Source organism: Geodermatophilus sp. SYSU D00684 (assembly GCF_054050455.1).
In genome coordinates this window covers 1-15676 of record NZ_JBJGZI010000008.1, presented here as the reverse complement: position 1 = coordinate 15676, position 15676 = coordinate 1, and the positions used below count along the sequence as shown (strand labels likewise).

The 15676-nt window shown below is 75.3% G+C and carries 19 protein-coding genes; 4 read left to right on the top strand and 15 right to left on the bottom strand.

Annotated features, from left to right (window positions below; translation table 11 throughout):
• The first annotated feature begins 62 nt into the window (after positions 1-62).
• Positions 63-380, top strand: a complete 318-nt coding sequence (rpsD, locus tag ACI79L_RS07270) for a 30S ribosomal protein S4 (protein ID WP_456936129.1) — start codon at positions 63-65, stop codon at positions 378-380.
• On the opposite strand, the gene ACI79L_RS07265 is transcribed toward rpsD, so the two are convergent.
• The 14 genes from ACI79L_RS07265 to ACI79L_RS07200 form a co-directional block, all read right to left on the bottom strand.
• Positions 368-1039 carry a 3-oxoacid CoA-transferase subunit B gene (locus ACI79L_RS07265; protein ID WP_456936128.1) on the bottom strand — a complete coding sequence of 224 codons (672 nt, stop codon included), beginning with the start codon at positions 1037-1039 and terminating at the stop codon, positions 368-370. The genes rpsD and ACI79L_RS07265 overlap by 13 nt on opposite strands.
• Entirely contained in the window at positions 1036-1704 is a 669-nt protein-coding gene (locus tag ACI79L_RS07260) for a 3-oxoacid CoA-transferase subunit A (protein WP_456936127.1), read from the bottom strand. Before ACI79L_RS07260 ends, ACI79L_RS07265 begins: the two co-directional genes overlap by 4 nt.
• 154 nt (positions 1705-1858) lie before the next feature.
• The gene (locus ACI79L_RS07255) at positions 1859-2122 is read right to left on the bottom strand and encodes a hypothetical protein (RefSeq protein WP_456936126.1); all 264 of its coding nucleotides are present in this window, start codon (positions 2120-2122) and stop codon (positions 1859-1861) included.
• Between the two features lie 12 nt (positions 2123-2134).
• Complete coding sequence (locus tag ACI79L_RS07250) at positions 2135-3265, bottom strand: SRPBCC family protein (protein ID WP_456936125.1); 1131 nt, start codon at positions 3263-3265, stop codon at positions 2135-2137.
• On the bottom strand, positions 3262-4851 hold the full coding sequence (locus tag ACI79L_RS07245; RefSeq protein WP_456936124.1) for a hypothetical protein: 1590 nt from the start codon (positions 4849-4851) through the stop codon (positions 3262-3264). The genes ACI79L_RS07250 and ACI79L_RS07245 overlap by 4 nt, the downstream gene beginning before the upstream one ends.
• A 93-nt stretch (positions 4852-4944) precedes the next feature.
• A complete protein-coding gene (locus ACI79L_RS07240; protein WP_456936123.1) occupies positions 4945-5697 on the bottom strand; it encodes a GvpL/GvpF family gas vesicle protein in 753 nt (250 codons plus the stop codon).
• A 2-nt stretch (positions 5698-5699) separates the two neighbouring features.
• On the bottom strand, positions 5700-6140 hold the full coding sequence (locus tag ACI79L_RS07235) for a gas vesicle structural protein GvpA (protein ID WP_456936122.1): 441 nt from the start codon (positions 6138-6140) through the stop codon (positions 5700-5702).
• Positions 6137-6511, bottom strand: a complete 375-nt coding sequence (locus tag ACI79L_RS07230; RefSeq protein ID WP_456936121.1) for a gas vesicle protein K — start codon at positions 6509-6511, stop codon at positions 6137-6139. Before ACI79L_RS07230 ends, ACI79L_RS07235 begins: the two co-directional genes overlap by 4 nt.
• Positions 6508-6720: a gas vesicle protein GvpJ gene (gene gvpJ, locus ACI79L_RS07225; protein WP_387991074.1), complete on the bottom strand. Its 213-nt coding sequence runs from the start codon at positions 6718-6720 to the stop codon at positions 6508-6510. Before gvpJ ends, ACI79L_RS07230 begins: the two co-directional genes overlap by 4 nt.
• Positions 6713-7768, bottom strand: a complete 1056-nt coding sequence (locus ACI79L_RS07220; RefSeq protein ID WP_456936120.1) for a GvpL/GvpF family gas vesicle protein — start codon at positions 7766-7768, stop codon at positions 6713-6715. Before ACI79L_RS07220 ends, gvpJ begins: the two co-directional genes overlap by 8 nt.
• Complete coding sequence (locus tag ACI79L_RS07215; protein ID WP_456936119.1) at positions 7765-8190, bottom strand: gas vesicle protein; 426 nt, start codon at positions 8188-8190, stop codon at positions 7765-7767. Before ACI79L_RS07215 ends, ACI79L_RS07220 begins: the two co-directional genes overlap by 4 nt.
• Positions 8187-8468 carry a gas vesicle protein GvpO gene (locus ACI79L_RS07210; protein WP_456936118.1) on the bottom strand — a complete coding sequence of 94 codons (282 nt, stop codon included), beginning with the start codon at positions 8466-8468 and terminating at the stop codon, positions 8187-8189. The genes ACI79L_RS07215 and ACI79L_RS07210 overlap by 4 nt, the downstream gene beginning before the upstream one ends.
• 554 nt (positions 8469-9022) lie before the next feature.
• The gene (gene bar / locus ACI79L_RS07205; protein WP_456936117.1) at positions 9023-10126 is read right to left on the bottom strand and encodes a barbiturase; all 1104 of its coding nucleotides are present in this window, start codon (positions 10124-10126) and stop codon (positions 9023-9025) included.
• Positions 10127-10139: 13 nt separating this feature from the next.
• Positions 10140-11093, bottom strand: a complete 954-nt coding sequence (locus tag ACI79L_RS07200) for a carbamate kinase (RefSeq protein ID WP_456936116.1) — start codon at positions 11091-11093, stop codon at positions 10140-10142.
• 121 nt (positions 11094-11214) lie between these two features.
• Here ACI79L_RS07200 and ACI79L_RS07195 point away from each other — a divergent pair, with 121 nt between their 5' ends.
• Positions 11215-11655 carry a hypothetical protein gene (locus ACI79L_RS07195; RefSeq protein WP_456936115.1) on the top strand — a complete coding sequence of 147 codons (441 nt, stop codon included), beginning with the start codon at positions 11215-11217 and terminating at the stop codon, positions 11653-11655.
• A 3-nt stretch (positions 11656-11658) separates the two neighbouring features.
• Here the strand turns inward: ACI79L_RS07195 and ACI79L_RS07190 are convergent, their stop codons facing one another.
• A complete protein-coding gene (locus ACI79L_RS07190) occupies positions 11659-12477 on the bottom strand; it encodes a PHP domain-containing protein (protein WP_456936114.1) in 819 nt (272 codons plus the stop codon).
• Positions 12478-12555: 78 nt separating this feature from the next.
• Here ACI79L_RS07190 and ACI79L_RS07185 point away from each other — a divergent pair, with 78 nt between their 5' ends.
• A complete protein-coding gene (locus tag ACI79L_RS07185) occupies positions 12556-14781 on the top strand; it encodes a DEAD/DEAH box helicase (protein WP_456936113.1) in 2226 nt (741 codons plus the stop codon).
• 42 nt (positions 14782-14823) lie between these two features.
• On the top strand, positions 14824-15456 hold the full coding sequence (locus ACI79L_RS07180) for an alpha-ketoglutarate-dependent dioxygenase AlkB (RefSeq protein ID WP_456936112.1): 633 nt from the start codon (positions 14824-14826) through the stop codon (positions 15454-15456).
• Positions 15457-15676: the final 220 nt, after the last annotated feature.

Sequence of the window (15676 nt, the reverse complement as noted above, 5' to 3'; positions counted from 1 at the left end):
CGGCGGACCGGCGGCAAGACCGGCGAGGCGCGATCCAGGACCTCGAGTCCCGGCTGGACGCCATGGTGCTGCGCGCCGGGTTCGCGCGGACGATCTACCAGGCCCGCCAGTTCGTCACCCACCGGCACGTGCTGGTCAACGGCCGCCGGGTGGACCGCCCGTCCTACCGGCTGCGCCCGGGCGACTGGATCTCGATCGCCGAGCGGTCGCGGACCCGGGAGCCGTTCCAGGTCGCCGCGGCCGGCGCGCACGCCACCGCCCCGGCCTACCTCGAGGTGCGGCTGGCCGACCTCGCCGCCCGGGTGGAGCGCGTGCCCGCCCGCGAGGAGGTCCCGGTGGTGTGTGAGGAGCAGCTGGTCGTGGAGTACTACTCCCGCTGACCCGGCACCAGCACGCCGACGTCGTCGGCGAAGGACAGCCGGGCGGCCGTGGCGCCCTGCAGGTCGTCGCGGCTGAGCCCGGCCACCATCTCGCGCACCAGGAACCCCTCGGCGGTGACGTCGAGGACGGCGAGGTCGGTGTAGACGCGGTCGACCACGCCGGCGGCGGTGAGCGGGTAGGTGCAGCGCGGCACGAGCTTGGGCTCACCGGCCTTGGTCGTGTGCGTCGTCATGACCAGCACCCGCCTCGCGCCGACGGCGAGGTCCATCGCGCCGCCGACCGCCGGCGGGTGCGTGGCGTCGTCGGTCGCCCAGTTGGCGAGGTCGCCGTGCTCGGAGACCTGGAAGGCGCCGAGCACGGTCACGTCGACGTGGCCGCCGCGCATCATGAGGAACGCATCGGTGTGGTGGAAGAACGCCCCGCCGGGCAGGAGGGTCACCGGCTGCTTGCCGGCGTTGATCAGCTCGGGGTCCTCCTCGCCCGGCGCCGGGGCGGGGCCCATCCCGAGGATGCCGTTCTCCGAGTGGTAGACGACCTCCTTGTCGTCCCCTACGCAGTCGGCGACCAGCGTGGGCAGGCCGATGCCGAGGTTGACGTAGGCGCCGTCGGGGATGTCCCGGGCGATCCGCCGTGCGACGTCCCGCGTGTCCAGCCTCACGCCCTGCCCACCTCCACGACGCGGTCCACGAAGATCCCCGGCGTCACGATCGCCTCCGGGTCCAGCGCGCCCAGCTCCACGAACTCGTCCACCTGGACGACCGTCAGCGCGGCGGCCGCGGCCATCGTCGGGCCGAAGTTCCGCGCCGCGGTGCGGTAGACGAGGTTGCCCCAGCGGTCGGCGCGCGCGGCCCGGACCAGGGCAACGTCGCCCGGCAGAGGCTCCTCGAAGACGTGCCGCCGGCCGTCGATCACCCGCACCTCCTTGCCCTCGGCGAGGCGGGTGTCGGCGCCGGTCGGGGTGAAGAACCCGCCGAGACCGGCGGCCGCGGCGCGCATCCGCTCGCTGAGCGTGCCCTGCGGGACCAGCTCCAGCTCCACCTCGCCGGCGCGCCAGCGCTCCTCGAACCAGATCGAGCCGGTCGAGCGCGGGTACGAGCAGACGATCTTGCGCACCCGCCGCTCGCGCAGCAGCGCCGCGACGTCGGTCTCGCCCGAGCCGGCGTTGTTGGTGACGACGGTGAGGTCGGTGGTCCCCCGGTCGAGCAGCGCGTGCACCAGCTCCACGGGGACGCCGGAGGCGCCGAACCCGCCGATGAGCACGGTCGCGCCGTCCTCGATGCCGGCGACGGCGTCGGCCAGTGACCTCACCCGCTTGTCGATCATCCGCACCCTCTCCGGCTCCGTCGGCGTGCCCCGACGCTAACGGGCCGGCGCCGTCCGGCCTCCCCCGGTCCCGCGCGGCCGCCCGGCCGCACAGACGCCACCGGCCGGCGCCGGGTGCCCGGAGGGGCCCCCGACGCCGGCCGGCGACGGTCGTTCAGGAGGACAGGCGGACCAGCCGCTGGATCAGCGACCGGCTGGGGAACCGGTCCTGGCGGATCTTGGCCAGCAGGATCTCCGCGTACTCCTGCTTGCGCCACGGCGTGAGGAGCGCCTCGACGTCGTCCATCATCGTCGCCGACGGGTAGTGGTCGGTCTCGATCTTCTCCAGGAGGACGTCGAGGACCTCCTCCCGGACGCTGAGCGAGATCGCCGCCTCACGCAGCGACGCCGGGACCTCGCCGTTCTCGGTCTGGGACATCGTCTCCTCCTCTCAGCGGGTCCCGGCGGGTGCCGGCCGTCGCGCCCGTCGCCGCTGGGGCGCCCCGCCCTCGGACCCGTCGCCCGAGGGCTCCTCCTCGGGGGCCGGCTCCTCCTCGGGAGCCTCCTCCGGGGCCTCCTCCTCGGGGGCCTCCTCAGCGCCCTCCTCGCCGGCCTCCTCCTCGCCGGCCTCTCCCTCCTCGGCTTCCTCGTCGTAGCCGGCTTCCTCGTCGTAGCCGGTCTCCTCCTGGTCCTCGGCCTCCTCCGGCGACTCGGCACCGGTCTCGTCCGGCTCCGGCTCGTCGGGTCCGCGGACCACCTCGCCGTCCCGGATCTCCCCGCGCCAGCTGCCGGTCGCCTCGCCGCGCATCATGATGAAGCGCCGGAAGTGCTTGAGGTCCAGCCGAGCGCGGCGGCCCTGGGCCCGCCAGATGTTGCCGGTCTTCTCGAACAGGCCCTGCGGGTAGTACTCCATGACCAGCAGCACCTGGGTGAGGTCGTCGGCCAGCGGGTGGAACGTGATGACGCCCTTGGTCGTGCCCTTGGCGCCCTCGGTGGTCCACACGATCCGCCGGTCCGGGATCTGCTCGGTGACGGTGGCCTTCCAGTTCCGCCGGGACTTGAACACCTTGACCCGCCAGTTGCTGGACACCTCGTCGGCCTGGTCGACCGAGTCGACGCCCTTCATGAAGCTGGCGAACTCCTGGTACTGCGTCCACTGGTCGTAGGCGACGTTCACCGGGACGCCGACGTAGACGTCCTCGACGATGTTGACGAACTTCTTGTTGCCGCCGGCGCCGCCGCCCTTGCGGAACAGGCCCTTGACCTTCTCCTTGACGCCCGTGCCCACGCCGCCGAGCACGGCCTTGACCGGGCTGTCGCCCTGGGCCACGCGGGAGATGGCGCCCATCGCGGCGGGGGCGACGAAGCCGCCGCCCTCGGCCTTGTCCTTGAGGTTGTCGGTGACGCCCCCGACCTTGCTGCCGAGCGACTTCACCGCGTCGGTGGCGCGGGCCTTGGCGTAGTCCTTCGCCGCGTCACCGAGGCGGCTGACCACCGGGTTGTGGGCGAGCCCGCCGAGCAGGCCCCCGCCACCTCCGCCGCCGCCGGTCTCCTGGTTCTCCTGGTTCTCGGTGCTGGTCATGCGCGGGTTCCTTCCGTGCGCGGACGACGGGGTGTGCGGCCCTGGGGCCGGGCGCGGCGTGCCGGCTCGGCCTCGGTCTGGCGGCCCTCGTCACGGCCGGCCGCCTCCTGGCCGCCGCCGGACGCGGCGTCACCGCTCGGGCGGGGCCGCCTGCGGGGAGCCTCCGAGGACTGCGCCCGGTCGCCCTGCGCCCGGTCGCCCCGGCCCTGACGGCTCTGCGGACGACGGGCGGCACGCCGCGGCGGCAGCGGGGTCTCCTGCTGCTCCCCGTCGTCGCCCTCGTCGTCGCCCCCGAGGTCCTGCGAGGCGTTGCCCCCGCCGGCGGTCCCCCCGGCGGCGCTGTCGGTGTCGCCACCGTCCGTGTCGTCACCGGGTGAGCCGCCGGCCTGGCCGGGGTCGACGTCGACGTCGGCGTGACCCGGGTCGGGGGTGCGGTCGCTGCCCTCGGCGGACGTCTCGTCCTCGGACTCGTCCTCACCGGACGTGTCCTCGGCCGAGGTGTCGTCCTCGGCGGTGGCGCCCTCCTCGTCTTCGGCGGTGTCCTCGGGGGACTCCTCCTCGGACTCCTCGTCCTCGTCCGAGGTCTCGTCCTCGGCGGTGAGGTCCTCGTCGCCCTCGTCCTCCGCCTCGTCGTCCTCCTCGTCGTCGTAGGAGTCCTCGTCCTCGTACTCGTCCTCGTCGGTGTCCTCGTCGGACTCCTCGTCCTCGTCCGAGGTCTCGTCCTCGGCGGTGAGGTCGTCGTCGCCCTCGTCCTCGTCCTCGTCGGACTCGGTGTCCTCCTCGGTGTCCTCCTCGGTGTCCTCGCCGGTGTCCTCGCCGGTGTCCTCGCCGGACTCCGCCTCGTCCTCGGCCGCGCCGGTGTCCTCCTCGGCCCGGTCGTCGGGGACGCCCTCGTCCTCGGACTCCTCGTCCTCGGACTCAGCGTCCTCGGACTGGTCCTCGGCGGTGCCGGTGTCCTGGTCCTCGGCGCCCTGGTCCTCGGCGGTGTCCTCGGCGCCCTGGCCCTCGGCGGTGTCCTCCTCCGCCTCCGCGGCCTTGCCGGTGTCCTCCTGCTCCTCGTCCTCCTTGCCCTTGCCCTTGCCGGTGATCGCCCGGAGGCCACGGCGGAGGACGCCGGTGCCGGACTCGGCAGCGCCACCCGCGGCGCCACCGGCCGCGCCGGCCGCCTTGCCGGCGGTGTCGGTGGCCGTGGAGGCGGCCTCGCCCGCGGTGTCGGTGGCCTTGAGCGCCGCCTCACCCACGGTGTCGACGGCCTTCCCGGCCTTCTCGTTCAGCGCGGCCGTGCGCTGCTCGAGCGCCTTGGTCAGCGCCGCGAGCTGGGTGTCGAAGGTGGCCGTCGCCGCGCTCCTGCCGGCCTGCAGCAGGGGCCCGCGCAGCTGGGTCAGCAGCTCCTTGGCCTCGTTGCTGCTGGCGACGGACAGGAGGGCCTCACGCAGGAGGCGCTTGGGGTCCAGGGCGGACTGCGAGCCGGCGACCCACATGGCGAAACTGAGTGCGGCCCGGCCCTTCTTCATGCGGCCCAGCAGGTAGCCACCGAGCGTGGCGGCTCCCAGCTTGAGCACGGACGGGGTGGGACTCTCGGTCACAGTGATCCTCTTCTCCGCTCGGGGACCCGGTCCCCGGTGCAACTGCTCGATCGACTGCCGCCGGCCCCCGTACCGACGGTGTGCTGCTTTCCCTCACCACCCCCATCGCGAACGGGGTGCGGGCTGCGAACCCACGACCACGTCGTCCAGGAAGCTGTAGACGGGCATCGGGCCCACGTACTCGACGCTGGCGCTGCCGGCGGCCGCCTCGCGCAGCCGGGCGACCGCGGCGTCGGCGTCGTCGAGCCGGCCGCGCCGGACGAGGTACGCCGTCCGCGACACCTGCTCGTCGACGTGCAGCTCACGCGACTGCTCGGCCACCCCCGACAGCTCCTGCGTCCAGGTCGCGGCGAGCTCGGCCTGCCGGTCGGCGACGCGCGCCGCCACCGCCTCGCCCACCGCCATCCGGTCGGCCAGCGAGGCCCCCGGCACCCGGGCGCGCGCGGCGAGCCGCGCGATGTCCGGGTCGTCGCGGCTCACCGCGGCGACCGAGGCGTCGGTGTCGAAGTCGAGGTCCAGCCGCAGCTCGACCAGGTCGGCCACGGCGTCCAGGCGCTGGGCCAGCTCGCCGGCCGACGGCTCGAGCACCTCGGCCCGGACGGCGTCCTCGTCGGGCGCGACGGTCCCGAACGGCAGCGGCAGCACCGGGACGGTCACGACCAGGGTCACCAGCAGGTCGAGGTGCGCGACGGCGTCGTCGCCCACCAGGTCGCCGTCCGGCGCGTCGGACACCACCGCCGCCAGCGGACCCGCGACGACGGCGCGCGGCTGCTGCAGCCGGCCGGGCGGCACCCGGCCGACGGCGACGGCGTCGGACCCGCGGACGACGCCGTGGACGAGCAGCACCGTCAGCTCCGGTTCTGCGGCCGCCGCGACGCCGGGGCGCCGCGCTCGCCGCCGCGCGAGCCGCCGTCGCCCTCCTCGTCCCGGTCCTTGTCGCGGCCGGTGAGGGAGCCGATGACGTCCTGGGCGGTCTCCCGCGCGCCGCTCAGGGCTCCTTTGGTCTTCGCCCGGGAGCCGCCCTGGGTGACCTCGCGGATGAGGCCGGGCAGGCCCGCGACCTGGTCCTGCGGCTGCAGGTCCAGCCGGTTGACCGCCTCGGCGAAGCGCAGGTAGGTGTCGACGCTGGCGATGACGATGCGCGCGTCGATGGTGAGCAACTCGATGCCCACCAGCGCCACCCGCACGTACGCGTCGATGACGATGCCCTTGTCGAGGACGACGTCGAGGACGTCCGCGAGGCCGCTGGGCCGGGGGGCGCGGTTGACGGAGGACGTGGACATGGTCATGGCTGTCTCCTGCTCGGGTCGGGGTCAGGGGGCCGTGCTCGGGTGCCCGTGGTGCCACCGCGCGCCAGCGCGGTGAGGTCGAGGGGCAGGTACAGGTCCTCGGGGACGACGCCGAACGCGTCGATCAGCTCGTCGAAGGTGGCCTCCAGGTCGATCAGCGCCCGGCCGAGCTGCTCGACCTGGGCGTCGGTGAGGTCGCCGGCGTCCACCCGCCGCAGCGCCTGGCGCTCGACGACCTGGCGGACGACCTCCAGCAGGGACACGACCAGCCGCCCCAGCGAGCGGCCGACCTCCTCGCCGCTGCCCTCGAGGCGGCGGGCGGCGCCGGACGGTCCCCTCCGCTGCGGTGGCGGGAGGTCGGGGCCGGTCACCGGAGGGCCTCCGTGCCGGCCGGCTGCGGCTCCCGGGGCTGGACGGCGGTGAGCAGCAGGCGCAGGTCCAGCCGGACCAGGTCGATGCCGGCCAGGGTGATGACGACGTCCCCGCCAACGTAGGCGCCGCGCTGCAGCACCCGGTCGAGCAGCTCGACCAGGCTCGTGCCCCGCGTGTCCCCGCCGAGGATCCCGGTCCGCTCAGCCACCGCTGCCCTCCGCGGTCAGCGCGGCGAAGGAGTACGGCGGCCAGGGGCCACTCACCTCCAGCGCGAGTCCGTCGTCCTCGAGCTCGGTCCGGAGCTCCCCGACCGCGGCGAGGAACGCCTCCTCGGCGTCGGGCGCCACCAGGCAGGCGAGGTCGAGCAGCAGCCCGGACGCCGGCGCGGCGCCGCGGTGCAGGCACTCCCGGACGTGCGGGTCCAGCACCTGCTCGAGCCGGTCGGCCGCCCGGGCGGCGTCACGGGCGGCCTCCTCCCGCTGGCGCAGCGCCTGCCGGCGCTGGGCCAGGTACGCGGTGCCGGTCAGCTCCTCGCGGTCGGGCCGGGGCCCGCCGTCGCCGGCCTCCTCGCCGTCGGCCGGGCGGACCAGCCGGACGCCCCACTCGCGGGCGTCGCCGATGCGGGTCAGCTGCTCGCGGGCGACGGCGGCGTGCTCGGCCAGGAGGCGGCGGGCGGCCGTCGCGTCGGGGACGGCGGTGCCGAGCCGCAGCGGCAGCACCGGACCCGCGGCGACGGCGGCCCGGACGACGGCGTCGTGGCCGCGGGCCAGCAGCGCCAGGCGCCCGCCCTCGGACAGGTCATCGGGGTCGACCTCCAGGTCGGCCCGCGGCACGCGGCGCACGAGCAGGCCGAGGTCACCGTCGGTGACCAGCTCGAGGGGGCGCCCGCCGTCGGGGGCGCCGGGCGGGTCCGCGGGCACCGGGAGGTCGGCGCGGGTCAGCGCGAAGGCGTACAGCACCTCGTCCGGCAGCGGTGCCGCGTCGGTCCGCGGCGGGGGCACGGGAGGCGGTGCCGACTCGGGCGGTACAGAGGGTCCGGGCGGCGCAGCGGGCTCCGGGCGTGCGGCCGCGGCCGGCGCGGGGGCCGCACCCGCGGCCCGGCCGGCGAGGACCTCCGCGACCAGGGCGTCGGCGAGCAGGCCGGCCAGCCGCTCGACCGCCAATTCGCGGCCCCGGACGACCGCGTCCGCCAGCACCTCGGGGCCCAGCTCGCGGGCTACCCGGGTGAGGCGGTCGGGGACGTCGGGACCGGTCACGGCTGCTCGGCCTCCCGCCGCTCCGTCGTCCGGTCCGTCGCCGCCGGGCCGGCCTCGAGGCCCTGCCGGCGGACCAGGTCCTCCAGCTCGGCGACGCGCGCCCGCAGCGCGGCGACCTCGCCGTCGTCGCGCTCGCCGTCGTCGCGCTCGCCGCCCTCGACGGCCGGCGCGGGCCGGCCGGAGAAGAACGGGTCGTGGCTCCACCAGTCCAGGCCCATCTCGCGGGCGGTCTCCGCGGAGGAGACGAACAGGCGCAGCTTGAGGGTCAGGAGCTCGATGTCGAGGATGTTCACGACGATGTCGCCGGCGATGACGATGCCCTTGTCGAGCACGCGCTCGAGCACGTCCGCCAGCGAGTCGGGCTGCCGGCCGAGCGCTCCGCTGCCGACGCCGACCTGACGGCGGGCGACGGGTCCGCTCATGCCTGGTCCACCTGGCCGCGGCTGAAGCGGCGCAGCCGCTCGAACCCGGTCAGGGTGCCGGAGCCGTCCATGTCGACCCGGTAGGTCGCCATGACGCTCGTCGTGGAGGGGATGCGCTCGAGCTCGACGACGTCGACCAGCACGGACCACCCGTCGCCGTCCCGGCGCACGCCGGTGGTGGCGACGGGTTCGAGGCCCGTCAGAGCCATGAACTGCTCCAACGCGCCTCGTACAGCGCCCACGAGTCCCCCGTGACCCTCGCGATGATCGGTGTCCATGAGCGGCCCACTTCACGTCGTCGAATGATCAGGATCCGCCCCTACCCGACCCCCATCCAGGGGAAACGGGATGATCACGGACGGGTGACGGTGTACCGGAGCGGGCCCGGGCGCGCCACCGCGGGGCCGGATCGCCGCGTGCGCCGGGACGATCGGGGGCGGCGCGGTGGTCGACCACCCGGGGAACACGACCGCGTCTGCCGGGAGCTGTTCGACCCGCGCCCGTCTGCCCGGGATGCGCGAGCGCGGCCGGGGCCGGGTGCAGTACACCGCCCGCGACTCCGCGGTCGCCATCCCGGCGGAGGTGGTCCCCCACGGCGTCACCGAGACGGCGCTGCTCGCGGTCTCCCGCGGCAACGCCTGCGGAGGCGGCCGGCTCCGGGGTCACGGTGAACCCGGTGATCGCCGGGCCCACCCCCACCGGCGGTTCATGCGCGAGCACCGCCCGGCCTCGCTGCTGCAGCGGCGCGCTGCGCGTCGACGGCGGGTACGTGGACGCGATCCTGCCGTGATCGGGACCCGCAGGGGAGCGCCCGGCGGGTCCCGCTCGGGCCTCAGGCCTTGACGATCGCGGCGACCGGGCCGCCGCCGGAGGGGCCCTGGTGCACCGCGGCCACCGACACGAACACCGCCGGGTCGCCGGTCACCGACGCCGCGACGCCGCCGACCGTGGCCTTGATCTGCCGGTGCCAGAAGACGTCGGAGTCGTCGAGCATCGCGTTGCGCCGGCCGCGGACGTAGCCGGTCGGGTCGGCCTCGCACTTGAGGAAGACGTTGACCAGCCGGTCGCCGAGGTCGCTGACGTGCGGCCGCTCGGGCAGGTCGAGCCCGGCCTGGCGGATGGCGTCCCAGATGCCGTCCTGGTCCAGGGCGTCCTTCATCACCGAGTGGCCGATGCGGTAGTTCCCGCCGTGCCCGCGGGCGTTGCCGACGACGACGATCTGCGCCCGGTCCAGCTCCACGCCCGACGAGCAGGAGGCGACGGCGCTGTACAGGGACAGGTCGCGCATGACCTGCTCCTGCTTCGGCATCTCGATCTCGCCGAGCGCCACCGCGATGCCGAGCGCCGTCGTGCCGTTGGACAGGTCCATCGAGCCGTGCGGCTCGTCGTAGTACGTGTCCTTGCCGCGGTTCTTCGCGTCGCGGATGGTCTCGATGGTCAGCAGCGGCGTCTTGGTCTGCACGTAGTGGACGTCGGCCGGGTCGGTGATGCCGGCCGCCTCCATCGCGCGGCGCACGCCCTCGGCGACCTTCTCCACCATCGAGATGCGGCCGATGTCCTCGGGCAGCAGGACGTCGCTCATCGCGTAGCCCACGGTCAGCCGCGGCTCGTCGGTCTTCTCGACGGCGTCCTCGGGCAGCGTGGCGAAGATCGTGGCGTGCGGGCTGATGACGCCGTCGGTGCCGCCGGACCACACGATCGGGATCTGCGCGACCTCCTCCTTCGACCGGCTGCCCTTCTCCAGCAGCACCTCGCGGAAGGCGCGGTCGGCGATGATCCGGGTGTAGTCGTTGACGCCGCCGTTGCCCTCGGTCTTGCCGATGACGGCGACGACCCGGTCGGCCTCCATGACGCCGTCGTCGATGAGCTTGGCCAGCTCGCTGGCGTCGCTCACGTTGTGCAGCGGGACCTTGCGGACCTCGATCGGTGCGGGCACCTGTTCCTCTTCTCTACGCAGCGGTCAGGACGGTGCCGACGGCGTCCCCGGTGACGGCGTCGGCGATGTTCTCGAGCGAGGTGACGACGGCGCGCTCGCCGCCCGCCTCGACGAAGCGGAGGACGGCCTCGACCTTGGGACCCATGGAGCCCCGGGCGAACTGGCCGTCGGCGGCGTGCGCGCGGAGCTCGGCCACCGTGACCCGGCCGAGCGGGCGCTGCGCCGGCGTGCCGAAGTCGACCATCACGTTCGGGACGTCGGTGGCGATCACCAGGGTGTCGGCGTCCAGGTCGCGGGCCAGGACGGCGGCGGTGAGGTCCTTGTCGATGACGGCCTCGACGCCGCGCAGCGCGGCGCCGTCCCCGCCGTCGTCGGTCACCGGGATGCCGCCGCCCCCGGCGCAGACGACGACGAAGCCGGCCGCGGCGAGGGCGTGGATCGCGGGGGAGTCGACGACCGACCGCGGCTCGGGGGAGGCGACCACCCGCCGCCAGCCCCGCGGGCCGCGGTCCTCCCAGACCTGGCCGAGGGCGAGGAAGCGCTCGGCCTCCTCGCGCGGGAGGAACCGGCCGACCGGCTTCGACGGCTCGGCGAAGTGGGGGTCGGCGGCGTCGACCAGGGTCCGCGTGACCAGCCCGGCGGTGCGCTGCGGCAGGCCCCGGGCGGCCAGCGCCGCGTCCAGCTCGTCGGCGACGGTGAAGGCGATGGTCGCCTGGGTCTGCGCGACGTTCCAGTCCAGCGGCACCGGCGGCACGACGTGCGCCGCGAGCTCGTTCTTGACCAGCAGGTTGCCCACCTGCGGGCCGTTGCCGTGGGTGAGCACCACCTCGACCCCGGCGGCCACCACCTCGGCGACGTGGCCGGCCGCCTCGCGGATCGCGGTCCGCTGCGCCTCCGGGGTGGCCGAGCCGTCGGGTCCGGTCATGGCGTTGCCCCCGAGGGCGATCACCACGCGGCGGCACGTCACCCCGGCGACCCTAGCGGCGTTTCTCTTAGCGGTGAAGTAGTTGCCGGGACGACGTCCCACCCGTCGGCCCCCTGGGCAGGGGAGGATCCGCGGCAGCGGGGCCACCCGGAGGGAGACGGCCATGCGCGTGCGCTTCGGCTTCGACACCCGCGCCACCCCGGTCCAGGTCCGCGAGGCGTTCACCGACGTCACCGACCGGCGGCTCGAGGTGTGGTCGAAGACCCTCGACCCGGCGAAGTACGAGGTCCGCGAGCAGGGTGAGGGGTGGGCCGTCATCCGCGAGGGCAGCGCGGGCGTCCCGTTCTGGGTGCTGCTGCGCTACGAGTGGCCCGACCCCGACCGCGTCTCCTGGACGCTGCTCGACAGCGACCACTGCGACCGCGGCACCGGCGACGTCCGGATCACCCCGCGCGACGGCGGGGGCAGCCACGTCGACGTCGTCATGCACCACACCGGCGGCCGGGGGCTGCGCGGCCGGGCCGTCCTGCTCGTCCAGCGCCTGATCGGCCCGCCCGGCCTGCGGCGCAGGTGGCGCGACGCCCTCGACCGGGTGGCCTGCTGAGCCTCAGCGGCGCCAGAAGTCGAAGCGGTCCCGCCCGGGCCGGAAGCCGGCCGCCTCCACGACGTCGACGGCGAGGTCGAAGCGCTGCCCGACCGCGCCGGGCTGGTGGGCGTCGCTGCCGAAGCTGACCGCCTCGCCGCCCTCCTCGCGGAACCAGCGCACCTGGTCCACCGAGGCCAGCGGGCTGCTGGTGTTAACCTCCAGCGCCCGGCCGGTGCCGGCCAGCGCGCGGAACACCGCCCGGTACTCCTCCTCGTAGTCCTTCTCCACGTACCGGTGCGAGCCGCCGGGCCAGTACCGCCGCGGGAAGTCCACGTGCGCGAGCACCTGGAAGACGTCGCTGCTCTCCACCATGTCGACGATCTCGGCCAGGTAGCGGCGCATGGTGCCGTCGGCGTCCTGGTAGAGCAGCTGCCCGACGCCGTAGAGCCGGCCCTCGTGGTGCAGCGAGTGCAGCGACCCCAGGACCCGGTCGACGGGCGCGCCGGCCAGGTGGGCGGCGACGCTGGACTCGAACAGGTGCGGCTCGCCGGCCTCGACGCCGGACCAGATGCGCAGCTCGGGGAACCGCTCGCGGACCTCGGTGAGCTCGGCCCAGTAGCCCTCGGTGTCGATCGGCTCGTGCCGCGAGGCGTGCCGGTCGACCAGGCCGAGGGTGGTGGCCCGGTCGTCGGGGCCCCAGACGGTGAAGTCGAGGTGCTCGGTGAAGGCGATCGCGGGCAGTCCCTGGGCGACCGCCCGCTCGCACGCGCGGGCCATCGTGACCGAGCTGGGGGTGTCCCACGACCACCCGGTGTGCACGTGGTTATCCGGCGGTCGCATCGTCCCCATCCTGCCCGTCGTCCCCAGGTCCTGCTCACACGGTCCCGCTGTCGGGGGACGCACCTACTGTCGGGTGCCATGAGCACCGCCGCGCCGTCCGCCGACCTCGCCACCGAGGCCCTCGACGTCCTCCGGGAACTGACCGGCCGGCCCGACGCGGTGTTCCGCGAGGGGCAGGACGCCGCCGTCGCCGCGCTGGTCGAGCGGTCCGAGCGGGCGCTGGTCGTCCAGCGCACCGGCTGGGGCAAGTCGGCGGTGTACTTCGTCTCCACCGCGCTGCTGCGCCGCCGCGGCGCCGGCCCCACCCTGCTGGTCAGCCCGCTGCTCGCGCTGATGCGCGACCAGGTGGCCGCCGCGGCCCGCGCCGGCATCCGCGCGGTGGAGATCTCCAGCGCCAACGCCACCGAGTGGGACGACGTCGCCGCGGCCCTGGCGGCCGACGACGTCGACGTCCTGCTCGTCTCCCCGGAGCGGCTGACCAACCCGCGCTTCCGGGAGGAGCAGCTGCCCGGCCTGGTCGCCCGCTGCGGCCTGCTGGTCGTCGACGAGGCGCACTGCGTCTCCGACTGGGGCCACGACTTCCGTCCCGACTACCGCCGCATCCGCGACCTGCTCGGCACCCTGCCGGCCGGCACGCCCGTCCTCGCGACCACCGCCACGGCCAACGAGCGCGTCGTCGCCGACGTCGCCGAGCAGCTGGGCGCCGGCGGCGTCGGGGTGACGACGGTCCGCGGCCCGCTGGCCCGCGACTCGCTGCGCCTCGGGGTCCTGCGGCTGCCCACCGACCGCGCCCGGCTGGCGTGGCTCGCCGCCCACCTCGGCGACCTGCCGGGCAGCGGCATCGTCTACACGCTCACCGTCGCCGCGGCCGAGGAGACGGCGGGCCTGCTGCGCGACGCCGGGCACGACGTGCGCGCCTACACCGGCCGCCTCGACGACGCCGACCGCAAGGAGGCCGAGGAGGCGCTGCGGGAGAACCGGGTGAAGGCGCTCGTCGCCACCTCGGCGCTGGGCATGGGCTTCGACAAGCCCGACCTCGGCTTCGTCGTCCACCTCGGGGCGCCGTCGTCGCCGGTCAGCTACTACCAGCAGGTGGGCCGCGCCGGCCGCGCCGTCGAGCACGCCGACGTCCTGCTCCTGCCCGGCCCGGAGGACCTCGCCATCTGGCAGTGGTTCGCCACCTCCTCCATGCCGCGCGAGGACCACGCCGCCGCCGTCCTCTCCGCGATGGCCGACGCGAAGGCCTGGTCGGTGGCCCGGCTGGAGACCGTCGCCGACGTCCGCCGCTCCCGCCTGGAGTTGCTGCTCAAGGTGCTCGCCGTCGACGGCGCGGTGGAGCGGGTGCAGGGCGGCTGGCGGTCCACCGGCCGCCCGTGGGTCTACGACGCCGACCGCTACGCCCGCGTCGCCCGCACCCGGGAGGCCGAGCAGCGGGCGATGATCGCCTACGCGAAGCCGGTCGACGAGGCGCGCTGCCGGATGGCCTTCCTCCAGGAGGCGCTCGACGACCCGACCGCTGCCCCGTGCGGCCGCTGCGACGTCTGCGCCGGCCCCTGGTACCCGACCGACGTCCCCGCCGGCGCCGCCGAGGCGGCCTCCGCCGCGCTCGACCGCCCGGGCGTCGAGCTCGCCCCGCGGGCGCAGTGGCCCACCGGCGCCGACCGGCTCGGCGTCGAGGTGAAGGGGAAGATCGCGGCGGGCGAGCAGGTGGACCCGGGCCGGGCCGTCGCCCGGCTCACCGACCTGGGCTGGGGCCAGCGGCTGCGCACCCTGCTCGGCGACGACGGCGTCGGGGGCACGGTGACCCTCGACCTCGAGGCGCCCGGCATCGAGGAGGACCCGGACGCCGCCTTCGACATGCCGGTGCAGCGCTCGGTGTCCGACGTCCCGCCGGACGAGGACCTGCTGCGCGCCTGCGCCCGCGTGCTCGGCGCCTGGGACTGGGCCGAGCGGCCGGCGGCGGTGGTCGCGGTCCCGTCCCGCCGCCGTCCGCGGCTGGTGACCGGGGTGGCGCAGGGCCTGGCCCGGGTGGGGCGGCTGCCGTACCTGGGGGAGCTGTCGCTCGCGCACGGCGGCCCGACGGGGGGCCCGGGCGGGAACAGCGCCTTCCGGCTGGCGGGGGTGTGGCAGCGGATCGCCGTCGGACCGGAGCTGCGGTCGCGGCTCTCCGAGCTGGGGCCGGTGCCGGTGCTGCTCGTCGACGACCTCGCCGACTCGCGCTGGACCATGACCGTCGCCGGGCGGGAGCTGCGGCTGGCCGGCGCATCCCGCGTGCTGCCCTTCGCGCTCGCGCTCACCGCGTAGCAGGAACTCGTACACACGTTCGACCACGCGTAGCCTGCCGCCATGTCGCTCGCGCACCAGCCGTCGATGTTCGACGTCGCCGAGGAGGCCGCGCTCACCCCGCTACGGGGCCGGGTGCGGCGGCACGTGCTCACCAGGGGCGCGTGGGTCGACCACCTGCCGGGCTGGGTGACCGGTTCCGACGAGGTGCTCGAGGTGCTGCTCGGCGACATCGGCTGGCGGGCCGACCGGCGGCAGATGTACGACCGCGAGGTCGCCGTCCCGCGGCTGCTCCGCTGGTACGGGCGCGGCGAGACGCTGCCGCACCCGCTCCTGACCGAGGCCCGCGCCGCGCTCGACGCGCACTACGCGCCCGAGCTCGGCGAGCCGTTCGTCACCGCCGGGATGTGTCTGTACCGGGACGGCCGGGACAGCGTGGCCTGGCACGGCGACCGCCTGGGCCGGAGCCGCACCGAGGACACGATGGTGGCGATCGTCTCCTTCGGGTCGCCGCGGCCGCTCCTCCTGCGCCCGGCCGGCGGTGGCGGCGAGACGCTGCGCTTCCCGCTGGGGCACGGGGACCTCGTGGTGATGGGCGGCTCCTGCCAGCGCACCTGGGAGCACTGCATCCCGAAGACCAGCAGGCCCGTCGGGCCGCGCGTGAGCGTCCAGTTCCGCCCGGCCGGCGTGGCCTGAGCCGGCGAGGGCCGGCGGGAATGGCGCCACCTACCGAGCCGTTCCCACCTGTGTCCACCGCGGTCCACGACGGCCGCGGGGGACACCGGGACCCCCCCTGCAGAGCCCCTTGGGGGGCGTGTATGGTTCTTCCTGCACCGAGCGAGAACGGACCGGGCCGGAAGGCGCGGGAAACCGCCGGGCCGGCCTGGGGGCCGGACTGTTGCGGAGCCGGTGCTAG